We start from the raw sequence: 17,325 nt of genomic DNA, 5'->3' as shown, positions 1-17,325 counted from the left end.
CCATGGGGTTGGATACAGCCATGGCATCTCGTGCACGCGTACGCGCCCCCGAACTGGTCGGGGCAGGCGGTTGGCTGAACACCGGCGGCAAGGACCTCACCCTCGCCGACTTCCGGGGCAAGATCACCGTCCTGGACTTCTGGACCTTCTGCTGCATCAACTGTCTGCACGTCCTCGACGAGCTCCGCGAGCTGGAGGAGGAGCACCGCGACACCGTGGTGATCGTCGGCGTGCACTCGCCCAAGTTCGTGCACGAGGCCGACCACCAGGCCGTCGTCGACGCCGTCGCCCGGTACGAGGTGCACCACCCGGTGCTGGACGACCCGGAGCTCGCGACCTGGAAGCAGTACGCCGTCCGGGCGTGGCCGACGCTCGTGGTGATCGACCCCGAGGGCTACGTGGTGGCCCAGCACGCCGGTGAGGGCCACGCCCACGCGATCGCCAAGCTGGTGGCCGAGCTGGAGGCGGAGCACGAGGCCAAGGGCACCCTGCGGCGCGGGGACGGCCCGTACGTGGCGCCGGAGCCGGTCGCCGGGGACCTCAAGTTCCCCGGCAAGGCGGTCCGGCTGCCGAACGGGCACTTCCTGGTCGCCGACTCCGGTCACCACTCGCTGGTCGAGCTGGCCGAGGACGGCGAGACGGTGGTGCGCCGGATCGGCGACGGGCAGCGCGGCCTGGTCGACGGCACCAGCCCCCGGTTCAGCGAGCCCCAGGGCCTCGCGCTGCTGCCGGAGGGCCACGACTACGACGTGGTCGTCGCCGACACCGTCAACCACGCCCTGCGCGGCGTCCGCCTCACCGAGGACGGTGCCAGCGTCACCACCCTGGCCGGCACCGGCCGCCAGTGGTGGCAGGGCTCGGCCACCGAGGGCCCGGCCCGCGAGGTGGACCTCTCCTCCCCCTGGGACGTCGCCTGGTTCGACGGCCGGGTGTGGATCGCGATGGCCGGCGTGCACCAGCTGTGGGCGTACGACCCGGCGGCCGGCACCGTCGGCGTCGCGGCCGGGACCACCAACGAGGGCCTGGTGGACGGCCCGGCCGCCGAGGCCTGGTTCGCCCAGCCGTCCGGCCTGGCCGTCTCCGCGGACGGCGGGAAGCTCTGGGTGGCCGACTCCGAGACCTCCGCGCTGCGCTTCGTTTCACGTGAAACCATGACGGTCGAAACCGCCGTCGGCACCGGCCTGTTCGACTTCGGCCACCGCGACGGCGCCGCCGACCAGGCCCTGTTCCAGCACCCGCTGGGCGTGACCGTGCTGCCGGACGGCTCGGTGGCCGTCAGCGACACCTACAACCACGCGCTGCGCCGCTTCGACCCGGCGAGCGGCGAGGTCACCACCCTGGCCACCGACCTGCGCGAGCCCTCCGGGGCGGTGCTGGTGGACGGCGACATCGTGGTGGTCGAGTCGGCCCGGCACCGGCTGACCCGGCTGCGGCTGCCGGAGGAGGCCGTACGGGTGGAGTCGGTGGCGCACCGCACCCAGCGCGCCGCCACCGAGGTCGCGCCCGGCGCCCTCCGGCTGGACGTGGTCTTCGAGGCGCCGAGCGGCCAGAAGCTGGACGAGCGCTACGGCCCGTCCACCCGGCTGCTGGTCAGCGCGACCCCGCCCGAGCTGCTGGTCTCCGGCGCGGGCGCGGACACCGACCTCTCCCGCGAGCTGGTGCTGTCCGAGCTGGTCACCGAGGGCGTGCTGCACGTCTCGGCGATGGCCGCCTCCTGCGACGACGACCCGGAGATCGAGTTCCCGGCCTGCCACGTGCACCAGCAGGACTGGGGCGTGCCGGTGAAGCTGGTCGCCGACGGCGTCCGCCGTCTCCCGCTGGTCCTGGCGGGCATGGAGTAGCCGGGCAACGCGCAGGGGGCCCGCCGGAACACCGGCGGGCCCCCTGCGTAGCGGCGTGCTCAGCCCTCCAGGAAGGCCTTGATCGCGCCGGCCAGCAGGTACGGGTCCTCCGCACCGCACAGCTCGCGGGCCGAGTGCATGGACAGTGCCGCGATGCCGCAGTCCACCGTCTGGATGCCCAGCCGCGCCGCCGTGATCGGGCCGATCGTCGTACCGCAGGGCATCGCGTTGTTGGACACGAAGGTCTGCCACGGCACGCCGGCCTTCTCGCAGGCCGCCGCGAACACCGCCCGGCCGACACCGTCGGTCGCGTAGCGGTTGTTGACGTTGACCTTGAGGATCGGCCCGTCGTTCGGCAGCGGGTGGTGGCCCGGCTCGTGCCGCTCGGAGTAGTTCGGGTGGACGGCGTGGCCCATGTCCGAGGACAGGCAGACGGTGCCGGCCAGCGCCCGGGCGCGGTCCTCCGGGGAGCCGCCGCGGGCGTGGACCGTCCGGTCGAGCACGTTGCCGAGCAGCGGGCTCTGCGCGCCGGTGTCGGACTCGCTGCCGGTCTCCTCGTGGTCGAAGGCGGCCAGCACCGGGATGTACGGCAGCACGGTCTCGCCGTCGGCGACGGCCGTCGCGACGGCGGCCAGCGCGGCGGTGGCCGCGTGCACCGAGAGCAGGTTGTCCAGGCGCGGGCCGGCCAGCAGCTCGCGGTCCCGGCCCAGGTAGGCGGCGGGCTGGACGTCGTGGGTCATGAGGTCCCAGCCGGCCACGTCCTCGGCGGCCAGCCCGGCCCGCTCGGCGACGTAGGCGATCAACGAGCCCTCGTCGACCGGGCCGAGGCCCCAGATCGGGGTGAGGTGGCGCTGCCGGTCGAGCTTCATGCCGTCGTTGACCTGGCGGTCCAGGTGGATGGCGAGCTGGGGCACGCGCAGCAGCGGCTCGTCCAGCTGGACGAGCCGTGCACTGCCGTCCTTCAGCGCCAGTCTGCCGGACAGGCCGAGGTCCCGGTCGAGCCAGGTGTTCAGCGGCACCCCGCCGTAGATCTCCACCGCCACCTGCCGCCACCCGGCCGAGCCGGTGTCCGGCACCGGCTTCACCCGCAGGTTGGGGGAGTCGGTGTGGGTGCCGACGATCCGGAACGGCGTCTCCGGCCCCGCGCCCTCCGGCAGGTACCAGGCGATCAGCGCACCACCGCGGATCAGGTAGCGCCCGCCGGCCGAACCGTCCCAGGCGTCCGTCTCCGCGACCTGACGGAACCCCGCCTTCTCCAGGCGCCGGGCGGCGCTCGCGACCGCGTGGTACGGGGACGGCGAGGTGCCGAGGAACGTGATCAGATCGTCGGTGTGCGTCCGGTCGAAGAATGCCCGGCGGGCGGCGGTCGACATGCTGCTCCAGGGTCGAGGGGGGCCGAAGCCGGAGGGGGTCAGCTTCGCCCCCTGAGCATATGCCCGTACACGGACATGGCATTCGATACCCGGCAACCGTTGTGGTAAAGGGACACAACGCGAACCCGCACTTCACCGGGCCTCCTTCACCCCGTGGTCCCCGCCGGTCGCAGACCGTCAGCGGGCTCCCGCGCGCGAACGGGCCACGAGCGGCGCCCGACAGTCGGACGATGGCCCTGGTCCACAGTGAAGTCACCGGGGTGGGAACGCAGTTGACCACCACGATGCCCGCCGAGGAGACCGTCGAGCCCGGCCCCGACCCGTCGTCAGGTCCTGCGCAGCACAGCGCGGGAGCAGCGGAAGCAACGGAACAGCGGAACGGCGGAACCGCGAAAACACCGAAGGGCCCGGTGGCAGCCGGGCCCTTCGGTGCGAGGGTTTCGTCAGGCGGTCAGAGAGGTGCCGCGCGCGGCACACCCCGGGAAGGGTGGTGGCGGGCGGCAGGCGGGCGGGCCTTAGAAGGCCTCCTCCGCCAGCTCCATGATCTCGTTGTCGATGCCCTCGGCGATCGCCCGCTGCGGAGCGATGGTCGGCAGGATGTTCTTGGCGAAGAAGCGGGCCGCCGCGACCTTGCCCTGGTAGAACGGCACGTCCTTCTCCGAGGCGCCGGCCTCCAGCTTGGCCAGGGCCACCGCGGCCTGGCGCAGCAGCAGCCAGCCGACGACGACGTCGCCGGAGACCATCAGCAGGCGGGTGGTGTTGAGGCCCACCTTGTACATGTTCTTGACGTCCTGCTCGACCGAGGTCAGGTCGGCGATCAGCTTGCCGACGATGGCCTCCAGGTCACCGGCGGCCTTGGCGAGCAGCTCGCGCTCGGCGGCCAGGGCGTCGCCGCCCTCGGCGGAGGCGAGGAACTTCTGGATCTGCTCCGACAGCGCGGCCAGCGCCTGGCCGCCGTCCTTGACGATCTTGCGGAAGAAGAAGTCCTGGCCCTGGATCGCCGTGGTGCCCTCGTAGAGGGTGTCGATCTTGGCGTCGCGGATGTACTGCTCGATCGGGTACTCCTGCAGGTAGCCGGAGCCACCGAAGGTCTGCAGGGACTGGGCGAGCTGCTCGTAGGACTTCTCCGAGCCGTAGCCCTTGACGATCGGCAGGAGCAGGTCGTTGAGGCGCTCGGCGGCCTCGTCGCGCTCGCCGCGGAGCTTGGCGGCCAGCATGTCGTCCTGGACGGACGCGGTGAACAGGACCAGCGCGCGCATGCCCTCGGCGTAGGCCTTCTGGGTCAGCAGCGAGCGGCGCACGTCCGGGTGGTGGGTGATGGTGACGCGCGGGGCGGTCTTGTCCAGGAACTGCGAGATGTCGGCACCCTGCACGCGCTCCTTGGCGTACTCCAGGGCGTTCAGGTAGCCGGTGGAGAGGGTGGCGATGGCCTTCGTGCCGACCATCATGCGGGCGAACTCGATGATCTTGAACATCTGGCGGATGCCGTCGACGGTCTCGCCGAGCAGCCAGCCCTTGGCCGGGTGCTTGGCACCGAAGGTCATCTCGCAGGTGTTCGAGGCCTTGAGGCCCATCTTGTGCTCGACGTTGGTGGCGTAGACGCCGTTGCGCTCGCCGAGCTCGCCGGTCTCCCAGTCGAAGTCGAACTTCGGGACGATGAAGAGGCCGAGGCCCTTGGTGCCCGGCTTACCGCCCTCGGGGCGGGCCAGCACCATGTGGATGATGTTCTCGGACATGTCGTGCTCGCCCGAGGTGATGAAGCGCTTCACACCCTCGATGTGCCAGGAGCCGTCCTCCTGCTTGATCGCCTTGGTGCGGCCGGCGCCCACGTCGGAGCCCGCGTCGGGCTCGGTGAGGACCATGGTGGAGCCCCACAGGCGGTCGGTCATCCGCTGGGCGACCTTCAGCTGCTCCTCGGTGCCCTCCTCGGCGATGACGCCGGCGAAGGCCGGGCCGGAGGAGTACATCCAGATGGCCGGGTTGGAGCCCAGGATCTGCTCGGCGAAGGCCCAGATCAGCGAGTTCGGGGTGACCTGGCCGCCGATCGACTCCGGGATGCCCAGGCGCCACCACTCGGCGTCCATGAAGGTCTGGTAGCTCTTCTTGAAGGCCGCCGGGATCGGCGCGGTGTTGGTCTCCGGGTCGAAGACCGGCGGGTTGCGGTCGGTGTCGGCGAAGGACGCGGCGAGGTCGTTCTCGGCGAGGCGGGCGATCTCGCTGAGGATGTTCTTCGCGGTCTCGACGTCCATGTCGGCGAACGGCCCGGTGCCGTACACCTGGTCGCGACCGAACACCTCGAAGAGGTTGAACTCCACGTCCCGCAGGTTGGACTTGTAGTGACCCATGGCCTGTTTTCTCCGGTTCGTCGCTTCCGGGTGACCGCCGCGTTTCGGGCGTCCCGTACCCACCAGTAGGCATCATGATGCTACCCAGCGGTAACTTGGGCAAGCCCCCGGCGGTGAATCCGCTATGAACGTGGTCACGTCCCACAAGCCGGGACGACCACTCCTTGTCAGGATCGACGCCAGCGCGGGCGGCTGCGCTCCCGCTAGCCTGTCCGTGTGTACGGATATGACCAGAACGCATACCCGGGTGACCCCTACCAGCAGCAGGCGGGTCCGCAGCCGGGCATGAACGGCATGCCCGGACCGGACGCCTACGGCGCGCAGGGCCAGGCGTCCCAGCAGTCCCTCTACCCGGAGCCCTCGCCGCCGTCCCTGGCGGACGCGGTCCGGGCGTTCACCACGGGCTCGATGGCGGTCGAGGACTTCCAGGCCATCTTCATCACCTCGAAGGTGCACTGTCCGCGCGGCGACCGCCCCGGCTTCCTGGCACTGCACAACACCCCGACGCCGGTGATCCCGATGTTCAGCTCGCTCAAGGAGCTGCGCCGCTACGCCGGCAAGGACTCCAAGCACTTCACCGTCACCGGGGCCGAGGTGCTGGACCTGCTGCCGACCGGCTACGGCTTCGCCCTGGACATGGAGGGCGAGCACCGGATGGTGTTCGACGCCAAGGCGGTCGAGCAGATGGTCGACTTCACCATGCGCCGGATGTACGGATAGCCACCCCGGGGAGAGGAGCCGCGCTCCTCCGTCCCCGCATAGTTCAATTTTCAACTTGCTTGTTGTTGAGGATTGAACTAACCTCGTGGAACGTAGGCCAGAGAACCCCGCTCGAAGGAGGCCGACATGCCCGCCGTGACCGTCGACAACCCGCTGACCCTCCCGCGCGTGACCACGCCGGACCCGGCCGTCGCGAACGCCCGGCCGGTGCTGACCGTCGCCACCGCCCCCGAGGGCTACGAGGGCGAGGGCTTCCCCGTCCGCCGCGCCTTCGCCAAGATCAACACCAAGTACCTCGACCCGTTCATCATGATGGACCAGATGGGCGAGGTGGACTACGCGGCCGGCGAGCCCAAGGGCACCCCCTGGCACCCGCACCGCGGCTTCGAGACCGTCACCTACATCATTGACGGAACGTTCATCCACCAGGACTCGCACGGTGGCGGCGGCGTCATCACCGACGGCGACACCCAGTGGATGACGGCCGGCTCCGGTCTGCTGCACATCGAGACCCCGCCGGAGTCGCTGGTGCTGTCCGGCGGCCTGTTCCACGGCCTCCAGCTGTGGGTCAACCTGCCCGCCTCGGACAAGATGATCGCCCCCAAGTACCAGGACATCCGCGGCGGCAGCGTCAAGCTGCTCAGCTCCGCGGACGGCGGCGCCCTGCTTCGCGTGATCGCCGGCGAGATCGACGGCCACCAGGGCCCGGGCGCGACCCACACCCCGATCACGATGATCCACGCCTCGATCAACCCCGGCGCCCAGATCACCCTGCCCTGGCGCGCCGACTTCAACGCCCTCGCCTACGGCCTGGCCGGCAACGGCTCGGCCGGCACCGAGCACCGTCCCTTCCACCGCGGGCAGGCCGTCGTCTTCGGCGACGGCGACTCCATCACCCTGCGCGCCGACGAGAAGCAGGACTCCCGCGACAACAACTTCGAGGTCGTCCTCCTCGGCGGCCTCCCGATCCGCGAACCGGTCGCCTGGTACGGCCCGTTCGTGATGAACAGCCACCGCGAGCTCCAGCAGGCCATGGAGGACTTCCAGGCCGGCCGCCTCGGCACCATCCCCACCGACGCCGGCTGACCGCTTCCGTCACGAAGGGCCCGGACCATCGGTCCGGGCCCTTTCGCACACGTCGCACCACAAGGCCGGCGGAGCCCCGTCTCCCCCGTGCCGCACCGCGGGGCCGGAACCGCCGATCCGACGGCCCCCGCCCGGACGACGCCTCCGCCCGCCTCCGCCGCCTACAGCAGCGCGTAGACGGCGGAGGCGTCGTCGTGGGTCTTGCCGCGCGGCCAGCGCTCACAGGTGGCGTCGGCCCGCTCCACCTCGCGGACCTGGGCGATCAGCTCACCCGGCCCGGACTCGGCGAGCAGCCGCAGCACGTCGCCCCAACTACCCAGCCCGAAGCGCTCGGTGTAGCGCGAGGCGCCGTCGGTGAGGGCGGCCAGCGCACGCAGCCGGTCCAGCGGCACGAAGCCGGTCTCGGCGTGCTCGGCCGCCCGCGGACTGGCGGCGGCGATCCACGGGCCGGTGCCCCGGTTGCGGGCGGCGCGCACCGCCAGCGCGTACTCCAGGTGCAGCGCGGCCCGCTCGGCCGAGCCGGGGACGGTCGCCCAGACCTGGCGGCGCAGCCCCTCCCCGCCGGGGAAGCGCTGGTTGTCGCCGATCACCCTGGGCGGGCCGTCCTTGAACTCCAGCACCAGCAGCGAGTCGCCGAGCACCAGGTACTCCAGCGAGTCGCCGTGCCGCCGGGCCGCGACCACCATCGCCGCGGGCGTGTTGGCGTGGCCGAGGTCGCAGCGGCCGCCGTGCAGCGCGGCCGTCTCCACGATGGCGTCGGCCAGGCACTCGGCGATCGACCGGTCCACCCGGTCGGTGAGCCGGGCGAGCAGGTGCACGCCCAGACGCCGGACGTACCAGGCGGTTCCGTGCCGGCACCCGGACTCCAGGCCGGCCGGCGAACTGGCGCCGTCCAGCAGGACCAGTGCCTCCGGCGAGGCCGCCGCGAAGTCCTCGCTCTCGCGGTCGGGCCGCCGCGCTTCCCCTGCGAGCTGTAGCTGCATCCCGTCAGTGTGGCCGCCCGTCCCGGCCCGCGCCCAGACCCGTGCGCCGGTGCGGCGGGGGCCGGGGCGCGGTGTGCGGTGGCAGCGGCGGTGATTCGGCCATACCGTCGGATAGCGACCGGCCGATTCGGCCAATCAGGGCCGGTCGGGTTTGGGCGCACCTTCGGGTGTCCGGACGGCCCGGGACTGACGAGGAGCGGATGATGACGACGTTCTGGCAGTTCATCGTGTTGCTGGCCGCCTCGCTCGGCTTTCCGACCGCCGCGCTGTTCTACCTGATCGGCGGACCGCGCTTCCCCGACGAGCGGCGCGACCGTTAGGGCCTGGCCCTCCAGGCCGGATCGCGGCCGAGCAGCGCCAGGGCGCGGTCGAACCGGCCGGCACCGCCGCCGGCTTCGAGGCCCGGGCGGAAGGCCCGGCCGGGCGCCCGCGCCTCCGGCGTGTTCGGGACGGCCTCGCTCACCGCCAGCAGCGCGGTGACCAGGGCGTCGTCGCCGTCCACCGCCGCGACCAGCCGGTCCGCGTCGCCGAGCGCCGCGGCGACGTCCCAGCCGTGCACCAGGGTGTCCACCAGGTGGAAGCCGACCGCCTGGGCGAGCGGGAACGGCCCGCCGTCGCGGATCTCGGGCAGCCAGAGCGCCCGGTCGGTGACGGCCGCCTCCCGGAACGCGGCGACGAGGTCAGCGCCGGTGCGGCGGAAGTCCTCCGCCGGATCCGCCCCGAGCGTGGCGTCCGCGAACAGCGCCAGGTCCGGCCCGGCGCCGCGGGCGGCCGCGGCGAAGCCCCGGTGCTGGCCGACGCAGTGCTCCAGCAGCCGGCGCAGCGTCCACCCGGCGCACGGGGTGGGTCGGTCCAGCTGGTCCGGCCGGACGGCGTCCACCACCTCGATGGCCAGTTCCATCGCCTGTGCGTGCAGTTCGACGACGTTCATGCGGCAGTGACCCCCAGTCCTGCGGAAATGAATCCGATCACCTGATCAACGACGGTCGGTTCCCCGATGATCCTGCGGTGCCCGAGCCCCCGGGTGACCACCAGCTCCAGCTGCTCCCCGTACGCCCGCTCCGCCGGTGCGCCTGGGCCCGGGTCTTCCCCGGCGGCTGCTTCTTCTACGAGGTCACCGCCGAGTTCGACGCCCGGCCCGGCGCCGTCCGGGACGCCCTGGCCGGCTGCGCCCGGGAGTGGCACGCAACGATCGTCGAAGCCCTCGCCGACGCCCGCGCGGCCGGCGCCCTGCGCCCCGACACCGACCTCGGCGACCTCGCCTTCGCACTGATCGCGGTCCTGGAGACGGCCAACTCGCAGGCCGTGCTGCACGAGGAGGACGTCCCCTACCAGCGGGCCGGCCGCTTCCTGCTCCGCCTGCTGCGCGCCGAGGCCACCGACCCGGCCGACCCGGCGCTCGCCCCCTAGCCGGGGCAGGCCCTAGGCCAACAACCCTTCCAGCACAGCGGCTCGGGCGAGCAGCCGTTCGTCCTCCCCCGCCGCGCCGACCACCTGGAGGCCGAGCGGAAGCCCGTCCGGGGTCCGCCCGGCGGGCAGGCTCAGCGCGGGCAGACCGAGGTAGCTCCACGGCAGCGACATCACCGCGTCCCCGGTGAAGTGCAGCCCCTCCGGCGCCCCGCCCGTCGCGGACGGGGCCAGCCACAGGTCCACCCCGGCCGCCGCGGCGGCTCCGGCCACCCGCTCGCGCAGCCGCTCCCGGAACCCCAGCGCGGCCTCGCGGTCCTCCGCCGCGATCCCCTGGCCGACCCTGATGCTCGCCGCCGTCTCCGGCCGGTACAGGCCGCCGAACCGGGCGAACCAGTCGGTGTGACTGCGGGCCAGCTCGAACCGGTTGACGGTCTGCAACTGCCGGGTGATCTCGGCGAAATCGGGAAACAGCGGCACCCTGCGCACCGCCGACCCGGCCCGCTCCAACCGCGCCACCTGTTCCTCGAAGGCGCGCAGCGCGGCCGGTTCGGCCCGCTCCAGGTACGGACCGTCCGGCACCCCGAGCACCGGCTCCGGGCCGGGCTCGACCTCCCGCCAGCCGTCGCACAGCAGCGGGGCCGCCAGCGCGGCGCCCGCCAGGTCGGAGGTGAACACGCCCAGGGTGTCGAGGCTCGGCGCGTTCGGGATCACCCCGTCGATCGGGATCCGCCCCCACGTCGGCCGGAAGCCCACCACCCCGCAGTACGCGGCCGGGCGGATCACCGAACCGACCGTCTGGGTGCCGATCGCCAGCGGCACCAGCCCGGCCGCGACCGCCGCCGCCGACCCGCTGCTGGAACCGCCCGGGGTGTGCCCCGGGTGGTGCGGATTGCGGGTCGGGCCCGGGGCGCTCGCGGCGAACTCGGCGGTCACCGTCTTGCCCGCGACCATCGCCCCCGCCGCCAGCAGCCGGTCCACCACCACGGCCTGCGGGCCCGCCAGCACCCCCGGCGGCAGGGCGGAGCCGCCGTGCGTGGGCAGCCCGTCCACGTGCACGATGTCCTTGACCCCCACCAGTACCCCGTACAGCGGCGGCCGCCCGGCCGGCTCCGGGTACCGCGCGGCCAACTCCCGTGCCCGCGCCAGCAGTCGGTCGTGCCGCCCGGGCTCCGCCACGAAGGCGTGCAGCAGCGGATCCACCCGCTCGACCAGCGCGCAGAAGCGCTCGACGTGCTCGGGCAGCCCGGGCACACCGGCCCGCAGCCCGGCGGCCTCCCGGGTCAACGACCGCGGCGGCGCCAGGTCTTCGTCCATACCGCGCACCGTAGCGCCCGGCCGCTCACCGGTGCTCGGCCGGCAGGTACGGAGTCTCGCGCAGGAAGTACGCCCCACAGGTGTGGCAGCACAGCTCCGGGGTCGTCCCCCAGTCCACCGCCTCCCGCACCCGCGACCCCTGATCGAGCTCCCGACCGCACATCGCCACGCTCTGCTCGCCCCGGACCATGTGCCACAACCGGACCGCGCCGGCCTCCCCGTCGGCCCCGTACTCGGCTCGCATCTGGTGCATCATGCCCCCCATCGTCCGACCGCCCGGCACCCCCGGCAACCGGAACCGGCGGGCCCGCGCCCCGGTCGGGACCCGGCCACCACACCCGGGTAGGGTACGCACCCGAATCGGTGCCGACGGCCTTCACGGAAGCCCAAGTCGACCGAAACCACCCGCATTTCACCCAAAGAGGGAGCCTTCAGCGTGCGCTCTTCCCGCCTTCTCGCCGCCTCCGCCCTGGTGGCGCTCACCATCGGCGCCACGGCCGGCGCGGCCACCGCCGGCGCCGTCGGGATCGGCACCGCCTCCCCGACCCCCACCGCCTCCCCGACCCCCACCGCGACCCCGAGCACCACCGCAACTGCAACCGCGACTGCCACCGCGAGCGCCCCCGCTCCGACGGCCACGGCCAAGCCGACGAACCTGCCCACCCCTCCGGTCGCCACTCCCAGCGGCGGCCACTGCCAGAGCTACGTGCTGCAGAACCTCAAGGTCACCGGCACCGGTCTCGCCAACACCACCCTGGTCAAGGGCGGTCAGGCGCAGGAGGCCACGGTGACCTTCGAGAACACCACCGGTGTCGACCTCAAGAAGGTCGACACCTACTTCTTCTTCACCGACGTGGCGGAGACCGAGCCGGTGACCAACCCGGTCACCTGGGGCAAGGAGTCCTTCAACATCCAGGTGAAGCTGCCCGGCGGGGACTGGAAGGCGCCCGAGGCGGGCGCCGTCACCGGGAGCATGACCTACCTGAAGGTGGACCTCGGCAAGTACGCGATCGCCAAGGGCGGGAAGCTCACCCTCCAGGTGCGCCTCGCGGCCACCGACAAGGCCCTCACCGCCCGCTACTTCGCCCAGCTGAGCGGCACCTCGGAGGCCTTCGAGGCCAAGGACGTGCCGGGCGCCGACACCAACGGCCGCTGTGTGGCCTTCAACGGCGACTACCGCGTCGACGACCTCTTCAAGGTGGTCGACGCCGGTTCGACCACGGCCGGCGGCACCTCCACCCCGGCCGCCGTCCCCGCCGCCGCGGTCTCCGCCTCGCCGTCGGCCGGTCCGCACCTGGCCGAGACGGGCGCCTCCTCCAACACCCTGCCGATCGCCCTCGGCGGCGCGGCCGTACTGGCCGCCGGGGCCGGCACCCTGTTCGTCCTGCGCCGCCGCAAGGCGGGCGCGCACGGCTGACCCTCCGCCAGGAGAACCGAGGGGCGCGGACAACCGTTCGGGCCCCTCGGTGGTCTTCCCCCGGAGAGCGAACCCCGACCCCACCGCTGGAGCCCCCCGATGCGTCCCGCCCGCCTTCCCGCCGCCTGCACCCTGCTCGTGCTCACCATCGGTCCGGTCGCCCTCGCCACGGCCCCCGCACTCGCCGCCGACGCCACCCCCACCGCTTCCTCCTCCGCCACCGGCGACTGCCCGGAGGGCGCGACCGCCGACCCGATACCGGTCACCAGCAGCAGCGACGCCGCGGGCGAACTCTCCGTCACCTTCACCAACCCCGGCACCACGACGGTCAAGCAGCTCGCCACCACCGTCGCCCTCGCGGACGGCGGCAGCCTCCCCGTCGAACTGCGCGCGGGGAACGGCGCCTGGAAGGCCCTCACCGTCACCGGCACCCCGCTCAACACCGGCAGCTACCAGCTCCCCCAGGGCCAGCGGCTCACCCTCCAGGTGCGGCTCGCCGCCGGAGCGGCGCACGGCGACCACCGCCTCACCTTCACCGCCAAGTCCGAGGTCCTCCCGAGCGGCTCCGCCCCGGCGAAGAAGGACACCTGCCCCCGGCTCACCGCCACCCACACGGCCCCGCTCACCCCCACCGACGACCTCCCGGCCCCCACTCACCTCGCCGACACCGGCGCCGGCACCGCCACCCGCCCCCTCGCCATCGCCGGCACCACCGCCCTCCTCCTCGGCACCGCCCTCCTCCTCCTGACCCGCCGCCGTCCCCTCACCGACTGACCCCGGGCACCGCCCGGCCGAGGGGGACTCCCCCCGCCGCGGCTCCCTGTCACCCGCCTCCGCCACCCCGCGCGGCACGCGCTGCGTCCGGCCACGAGGCCCGACCCGGGCGCGACCCCCAGCGCTACGAAGCCGCCCTCAGGAGGGCGTCGTCCTGCCACTTGAGGATCTTGTCGAAGCTCACGATGGCCCCCCGGAGGGGGTGGTTGCGGAGCTGGACGTGGTCGGTGAGGGCGTGGATGAGGAAGAGGCCGCGGCCGGATTCGGCGGTGAGGTCGGGGAGCGTGTCGAGGTCGACCGGGCGGAGGGTGGGGGCCGGGGGGCGGCGGGGGAGGACGTGGGTGTCGTAGGGGTGGCCGTCGCGGCGGGGCCGGTGGCCGGTGAGCACGCGGGCCGGGACGGTGGCGCGGCCGCGGCGGTGGCGGCGGGGCGCGTGGCCGACCGGGGCCGGGGTGGCCGGGCGGCGGACGGCGGGCGGGGCGCTCGCGCCGGGCAGGCCGGGGCCGGAGTCGGTGACCTCGATCCGCAGCCGGTCGCCGTTGATCGAGGCGGTGACCTGGAAGCCGTCGTCGGGCCGGCCGGTCGCGCCGTGCTCGACGGCGTTGGCGCAGGCCTCGGTGAGGGCGACGCCGAGGTCGTCGGCGATCTGCGGGTCGACGCCCGCGGTCGCCATGGCACCGAGCAGGATGCGCCGGGCCAGCGGCACGCTGGCCGGGTCGCGCTTGAGGTGCAGAGTCCACCAGATGTCCACGGGAGGTCCCTCCTGGCTGCGGCTCCACATACAACTAGGTATCTCCGGGCGAATCGGCGGCGAACCGTGCCCGGGGGCGGCTACCGCCCGTTCGGCGGATGGACTGGGGACGGGGTCTGTGCCGAAGGGCGCACGGGGTGGGGTGCACGCCGCCGCCGAACGGGGCATTCGTAGGGATTTCCCACCCTGCCCGTGTCGGCGGTGTACGCGATGAGATGATGGCCCGGCCATGACTGCCCTCCCCGCCGCCCCGTTCCGGGGCACCCCTGTGCCGGCTCGGCCGGTGGGTGCCGCCTGGGATCTGCGGCTTGCCCGGGCGGTCCCGTTCGCGCTGGTCTGCACGCTGATTGCGGCGGCCGGGCACGCCCTGGCCGGTGGCGGGAACGTGCCGCCGGCCGCGCTGGCGACGGGTTTCGCCGCGGTGCTGGTGCTCGCGGTGGCGTGCGGCGGGCGGGAGCGTTCGCTGGCGGCCATCGCCGGGGCGCTCGGCGCGGGGCAGCTCGGACTGCACTGCCTCTTCCACGGTCTCAGCGGCCACGGTTTCGGCGGCTCCGGCATGCACGACGGCTCGATGTCGGTGCCGCAGGCGGCCGGCCGGCTGATCTGCAACGAGGCCCGCCCGGGCACGCTGATCGGTCTGCCCGGCGGCACCTCCCCGGAGCAGCTGGTCTCCTCGGCGGGCCTGGATCCGCACGCGTACGCCGCCGCGCCGTGGTGGCAGGGCGGCGTGCTGGGGATGACGCCGTCGATGCTGGCCGGGCACCTGGCCGCCGCGCTGGTGGCGGGCTGGTGGCTGCGGCGCGGCGAGGCGGCGCTGTGGCGGCTGGTGCGGGTGGCCGCGTCGGCGGCCCGGGAGCACTGGGCGGCGCCGCTGCGCTCGGCGCTGGTGCTGGCGGCCGCGCTGCTGCGCGGTCTGTTCGGCGTGGCCGGTCCGGCCCGCCGGTTCGGTGCGGGCGGCGGCGACGGCCGGCTGCCCGCGAGCGCGGTGCTGCGGCACAGCGTGGTGCGGCGCGGTCCGCCGTGCGGGGCCTTCGCGTACTGACCCGGTGTTCCGCCGTACCCGTCGAACGGGGGCGGACGAGCCGGTGAGGTGCGCGGTGTCCGGGCCGTTCCCGTCCGCCCACGGCGACGGCGGCCCCCGGCTCTGCCCTCACACGTCCGCACGTGCGGCGCCGCCGAGGCACGGTTCCGCCGTCGCCCGGTCCGGCCGGCCGCCGAGCTCCGATCGGAGACCCCCCATCATGCGTTCCCTCCCCACCCGCCGCATCGCCGCCGTCGCCCTGACCGCCGCCGCCTCCGTGGTGGCGCTGGCCGGCCCGGCCTTCGCGCACGTCACCGTCAACCCGGGCTCGGCCGCCCAGGGCGGCTACGCCACGGTCAACTTCCAGGTGCCGGACGAGAGCGACACGGCGAGCACGGTGAAGCTGGAGGTCAACCTGCCGCTGGACCACCCGCTGGCCTCGGTCCGGACCCTGCCGATGCCGGGCTGGACCGCGACCGTCGAGAAGTCCAAGCTCGACAAGCCGATCAAGGTGCACGGGAGCGACGTCAACGAGGCCGTCTCCAAGATCACCTGGACCGCCGACGCGAACACCAAGATCGCCCCCGGCCAGTTCGGGGAGTTCAGGCTGTCGCTCGGCCCGCTGCCGACCGACGCCGACAGCATGGTCTTCAAGGCCCTGCAGACCTACGACAACGGCGACGTCGTCCGCTGGATCGACGAGGCCCAGGCCGGCCAGCCCGAGCCGGCCCACCCGGCGCCCACCCTGAAGCTCACCAAGGCCGCCTCCGGTGACGGCCACGGCGTCACCGCCACCGCCTCCGCCTCGCCCGCCGCCGGTGCCCACGGGGACACCTCGGACCAGGCCGCCTCCGGCGGCGACGCCAAGTCCAGCGACACCACCGCCCGCACCCTCGGCGTGGTCGGCATCGTGGTCGGCGTGATCGGCACCGCCGTCGGCGTGCTCGGCCTGCGCCGCAAGAACAGCGGCTCCGCCTCCTGACACCCGCACCGGCGGGGCCGTACCGGTACCCGCGGCCGTACCCGTGGACCGGTACGGCCCCGCCGGTGGTCCTCCTGCGCCCGATCGGATCCACCATGCCCCGCACCACCCGCTCCACCCGCACCACCCGCCTGGTCGGCGCGGCCGCCCTCGCGCTGACCGCCGCGCTCACCCTCTCCGCCTGCGGCTCCTCCGGCGGCGGCTCGACCGCCGCGAAGGTCACCCAGCAGAAGGACGACAGTCCGTACCAGGGCACCAAGCTGGCGAAGAACTTCGAGAAGCCCGACCTCCAGCTGACCGACACCTCCGGCCAGCCGTACGACCTGCGGCAGCAGACCAACGGCAAGGCCACCCTGCTGTTCTTCGGCTACACCAGCTGCCCGGACGTCTGCCCGACCACCATGGGCGACATCGGCGTCGCGATGAAGGCGCTGTCCCCGGAGGACCGGAAGAAGATCAACGTCGTCTTCGTCTCCACCGACCCGCAGCGCGACACCCCCAAGGTGCTGCGCACCTGGCTGGACTCGATGGGCACCGACTTCATAGGCCTCACCGGCGACCTGTCGAAGGTGAAGACCGCCGCCCGGTCGCTCGGCATCATGATCGAGGACCCGGTGGTCAACGCGGACGGCACCGTCACCTCCACCCACGGCGCGCAGGTGCTGGCCTTCCTCCCCTCGGACGACAGGGCGCACGTGCTCTACATGAGCGGCACCGAGGAGAAGACCTACGAGCACGACCTGCCGCTGCTCGCCAAGGGCGTGGCGGCATGAGTGGGCGCAGCGAGCCCACCGACGGGAGAGGGGCGGCCGACCGCCGCTTCCGCCGCTCGGCCCTGGCCGGCGCGGTGCTGGCGACGGTCCTCGGCGGCGGGGCGATACTCGCCGCCTGCGGGACCGGCGGCCAGGACGGCGCCGCGGCCGCCGACGCCGGACCGGCGAAGCTGAGCGTGGCCGACCCCTACATCCCGCTGCCCCCGGCGGGCGGGATGGGCGCCGGCTACCTGACCGTGCGCAACGACGGCGGGCCGGACCAGCTGGTCAAGGTGTCCAGCCCGGCCGCCGGGTCGGTCACGATCCACCGCTCGACCGCGTCGACCATGGAGCAGGTGAACAGCCTGGACGTGCCCGCGCACGGCGCGCTGCAGCTCGCCCGCGGCGGCACCCACCTGATGATCATGGATTGGCAGAAGGCCCCCGCCCTCGGCGACGAGCTGGAGCTCGACCTGACCTTCGCCAAGTCCGGCACCATCACCGTCAAGGTGCCGGTCAAGGAGCTCACCTACCGCCCAGGCCAGAGTTAGGGACC

General features: G+C 73.4%; 17 protein-coding genes. 10 read left to right on the top strand and 7 right to left on the bottom strand.

The annotated features are described in order from the left end of the window. Positions 1–20 precede the first annotated feature (20 nt). Complete coding sequence (locus ACZ6Z8_RS20100) at positions 21–1,841, top strand: NHL domain-containing thioredoxin family protein (RefSeq protein WP_465611389.1); 1,821 nt, start codon at positions 21–23, stop codon at positions 1,839–1,841. Between the two features lie 59 nt (positions 1,842–1,900). Here the strand turns inward: ACZ6Z8_RS20100 and ACZ6Z8_RS20095 are convergent, their stop codons facing one another. After that, positions 1,901–3,214, bottom strand: coding sequence for a M18 family aminopeptidase (locus ACZ6Z8_RS20095; protein ID WP_465611388.1), 1,314 nt, complete (start codon positions 3,212–3,214; stop codon positions 1,901–1,903). Positions 3,215–3,729: 515 nt separating this feature from the next. Then, complete coding sequence (locus ACZ6Z8_RS20090) at positions 3,730–5,559, bottom strand: acyl-CoA dehydrogenase (RefSeq protein WP_465611387.1); 1,830 nt, start codon at positions 5,557–5,559, stop codon at positions 3,730–3,732. Between the two features lie 216 nt (positions 5,560–5,775). Here ACZ6Z8_RS20090 and ACZ6Z8_RS20085 point away from each other — a divergent pair, with 216 nt between their 5' ends. Together ACZ6Z8_RS20085 and ACZ6Z8_RS20080 are read left to right on the top strand one after the other, a co-directional pair. Beyond that, complete coding sequence (locus ACZ6Z8_RS20085; RefSeq protein WP_380609006.1) at positions 5,776–6,279, top strand: SseB family protein; 504 nt, start codon at positions 5,776–5,778, stop codon at positions 6,277–6,279. Between the two features lie 126 nt (positions 6,280–6,405). Next, positions 6,406–7,365 (top strand): pirin family protein, encoded by a 960-nt coding sequence (locus ACZ6Z8_RS20080; protein WP_465611386.1) that lies wholly within the window; start codon positions 6,406–6,408, stop codon positions 7,363–7,365. Between the two features lie 161 nt (positions 7,366–7,526). Here ACZ6Z8_RS20080 and ACZ6Z8_RS20075 read toward each other — a convergent pair whose 3' ends face one another. Together ACZ6Z8_RS20075 and ACZ6Z8_RS20070 are read right to left on the bottom strand one after the other, a co-directional pair. Continuing rightward, complete coding sequence (locus tag ACZ6Z8_RS20075; RefSeq protein WP_465611385.1) at positions 7,527–8,348, bottom strand: protein phosphatase 2C domain-containing protein; 822 nt, start codon at positions 8,346–8,348, stop codon at positions 7,527–7,529. Between the two features lie 316 nt (positions 8,349–8,664). After that, positions 8,665–9,279 carry a TIGR03086 family metal-binding protein gene (locus ACZ6Z8_RS20070; RefSeq protein ID WP_465611384.1) on the bottom strand — a complete coding sequence of 205 codons (615 nt, stop codon included), beginning with the start codon at positions 9,277–9,279 and terminating at the stop codon, positions 8,665–8,667. Between the two features lie 77 nt (positions 9,280–9,356). On the opposite strand from ACZ6Z8_RS20070, the gene ACZ6Z8_RS20065 reads away from it, so the two are divergent. After that, complete coding sequence (locus tag ACZ6Z8_RS20065) at positions 9,357–9,758, top strand: TetR family transcriptional regulator C-terminal domain-containing protein (protein ID WP_465611383.1); 402 nt, start codon at positions 9,357–9,359, stop codon at positions 9,756–9,758. 12 nt (positions 9,759–9,770) lie between these two features. On the opposite strand, the gene ACZ6Z8_RS20060 is transcribed toward ACZ6Z8_RS20065, so the two are convergent. Next, positions 9,771–11,072, bottom strand: coding sequence for an amidase (locus ACZ6Z8_RS20060; protein WP_465611382.1), 1,302 nt, complete (start codon positions 11,070–11,072; stop codon positions 9,771–9,773). Positions 11,073–11,097: 25 nt separating this feature from the next. Further along, positions 11,098–11,328 carry a hypothetical protein gene (locus tag ACZ6Z8_RS20055; protein WP_465611381.1) on the bottom strand — a complete coding sequence of 77 codons (231 nt, stop codon included), beginning with the start codon at positions 11,326–11,328 and terminating at the stop codon, positions 11,098–11,100. A gap of 180 nt (positions 11,329–11,508) precedes the next feature. Between ACZ6Z8_RS20055 and ACZ6Z8_RS20050 the strand changes: the two genes are divergently transcribed. Both ACZ6Z8_RS20050 and ACZ6Z8_RS20045 read left to right on the top strand, forming a co-directional pair. Then, positions 11,509–12,489 (top strand): LAETG motif-containing sortase-dependent surface protein, encoded by a 981-nt coding sequence (locus tag ACZ6Z8_RS20050; protein WP_465611380.1) that lies wholly within the window; start codon positions 11,509–11,511, stop codon positions 12,487–12,489. Positions 12,490–12,588: 99 nt separating this feature from the next. After that, positions 12,589–13,263, top strand: coding sequence for an LPXTG cell wall anchor domain-containing protein (locus tag ACZ6Z8_RS20045; RefSeq protein ID WP_465611379.1), 675 nt, complete (start codon positions 12,589–12,591; stop codon positions 13,261–13,263). A gap of 124 nt (positions 13,264–13,387) precedes the next feature. Here ACZ6Z8_RS20045 and ACZ6Z8_RS20040 read toward each other — a convergent pair whose 3' ends face one another. After that, positions 13,388–14,014, bottom strand: a complete 627-nt coding sequence (locus tag ACZ6Z8_RS20040) for an ATP-binding protein (protein WP_465611378.1) — start codon at positions 14,012–14,014, stop codon at positions 13,388–13,390. A gap of 229 nt (positions 14,015–14,243) precedes the next feature. Between ACZ6Z8_RS20040 and ACZ6Z8_RS20035 the strand changes: the two genes are divergently transcribed. From ACZ6Z8_RS20035 to ACZ6Z8_RS20020, 4 genes are all read left to right on the top strand, one after another. Next, positions 14,244–15,056 carry a hypothetical protein gene (locus tag ACZ6Z8_RS20035; RefSeq protein ID WP_465611377.1) on the top strand — a complete coding sequence of 271 codons (813 nt, stop codon included), beginning with the start codon at positions 14,244–14,246 and terminating at the stop codon, positions 15,054–15,056. Positions 15,057–15,255: 199 nt separating this feature from the next. Further along, positions 15,256–16,017, top strand: a complete 762-nt coding sequence (locus ACZ6Z8_RS20030) for a YcnI family copper-binding membrane protein (protein WP_465611376.1) — start codon at positions 15,256–15,258, stop codon at positions 16,015–16,017. Between the two features lie 95 nt (positions 16,018–16,112). Then, positions 16,113–16,790, top strand: coding sequence for an SCO family protein (locus tag ACZ6Z8_RS20025; RefSeq protein ID WP_465611375.1), 678 nt, complete (start codon positions 16,113–16,115; stop codon positions 16,788–16,790). Continuing rightward, positions 16,787–17,320, top strand: a complete 534-nt coding sequence (locus tag ACZ6Z8_RS20020; RefSeq protein WP_465611374.1) for a copper chaperone PCu(A)C — start codon at positions 16,787–16,789, stop codon at positions 17,318–17,320. The genes ACZ6Z8_RS20025 and ACZ6Z8_RS20020 overlap by 4 nt, the downstream gene beginning before the upstream one ends. The last annotated feature ends 5 nt before the right edge of the window (positions 17,321–17,325 follow it).

The organism is Kitasatospora sp. NPDC101108 (genome assembly GCF_055584725.1).
Note: the sequence above shows the minus strand (reverse complement) of the source record. Positions and strands in the feature narration are given on the sequence as shown.

Coding starts and splice junctions, on each gene's coding strand:
- ACZ6Z8_RS20090 (WP_465611387.1), bottom strand. CDS start 5,559: ATGGGTCACTACAAGTCCAACCTGCGGGACGTGGAGTTCAACCTCTTC.
- ACZ6Z8_RS20030 (WP_465611376.1), top strand. CDS start 15,256: ATGCGTTCCCTCCCCACCCGCCGCATCGCCGCCGTCGCCCTGACCGCC.
- ACZ6Z8_RS20020 (WP_465611374.1), top strand. CDS start 16,787: ATGAGTGGGCGCAGCGAGCCCACCGACGGGAGAGGGGCGGCCGACCGC.
- ACZ6Z8_RS20025 (WP_465611375.1), top strand. CDS start 16,113: ATGCCCCGCACCACCCGCTCCACCCGCACCACCCGCCTGGTCGGCGCG.
- ACZ6Z8_RS20070 (WP_465611384.1), bottom strand. CDS start 9,279: ATGAACGTCGTCGAACTGCACGCACAGGCGATGGAACTGGCCATCGAG.
- ACZ6Z8_RS20035 (WP_465611377.1), top strand. CDS start 14,244: ATGACTGCCCTCCCCGCCGCCCCGTTCCGGGGCACCCCTGTGCCGGCT.
- ACZ6Z8_RS20100 (WP_465611389.1), top strand. CDS start 21: ATGGCATCTCGTGCACGCGTACGCGCCCCCGAACTGGTCGGGGCAGGC.
- ACZ6Z8_RS20055 (WP_465611381.1), bottom strand. CDS start 11,328: ATGATGCACCAGATGCGAGCCGAGTACGGGGCCGACGGGGAGGCCGGC.
- ACZ6Z8_RS20095 (WP_465611388.1), bottom strand. CDS start 3,214: ATGTCGACCGCCGCCCGCCGGGCATTCTTCGACCGGACGCACACCGAC.
- ACZ6Z8_RS20080 (WP_465611386.1), top strand. CDS start 6,406: ATGCCCGCCGTGACCGTCGACAACCCGCTGACCCTCCCGCGCGTGACC.
- ACZ6Z8_RS20045 (WP_465611379.1), top strand. CDS start 12,589: ATGCGTCCCGCCCGCCTTCCCGCCGCCTGCACCCTGCTCGTGCTCACC.
- ACZ6Z8_RS20075 (WP_465611385.1), bottom strand. CDS start 8,348: ATGCAGCTACAGCTCGCAGGGGAAGCGCGGCGGCCCGACCGCGAGAGC.
- ACZ6Z8_RS20060 (WP_465611382.1), bottom strand. CDS start 11,072: ATGGACGAAGACCTGGCGCCGCCGCGGTCGTTGACCCGGGAGGCCGCC.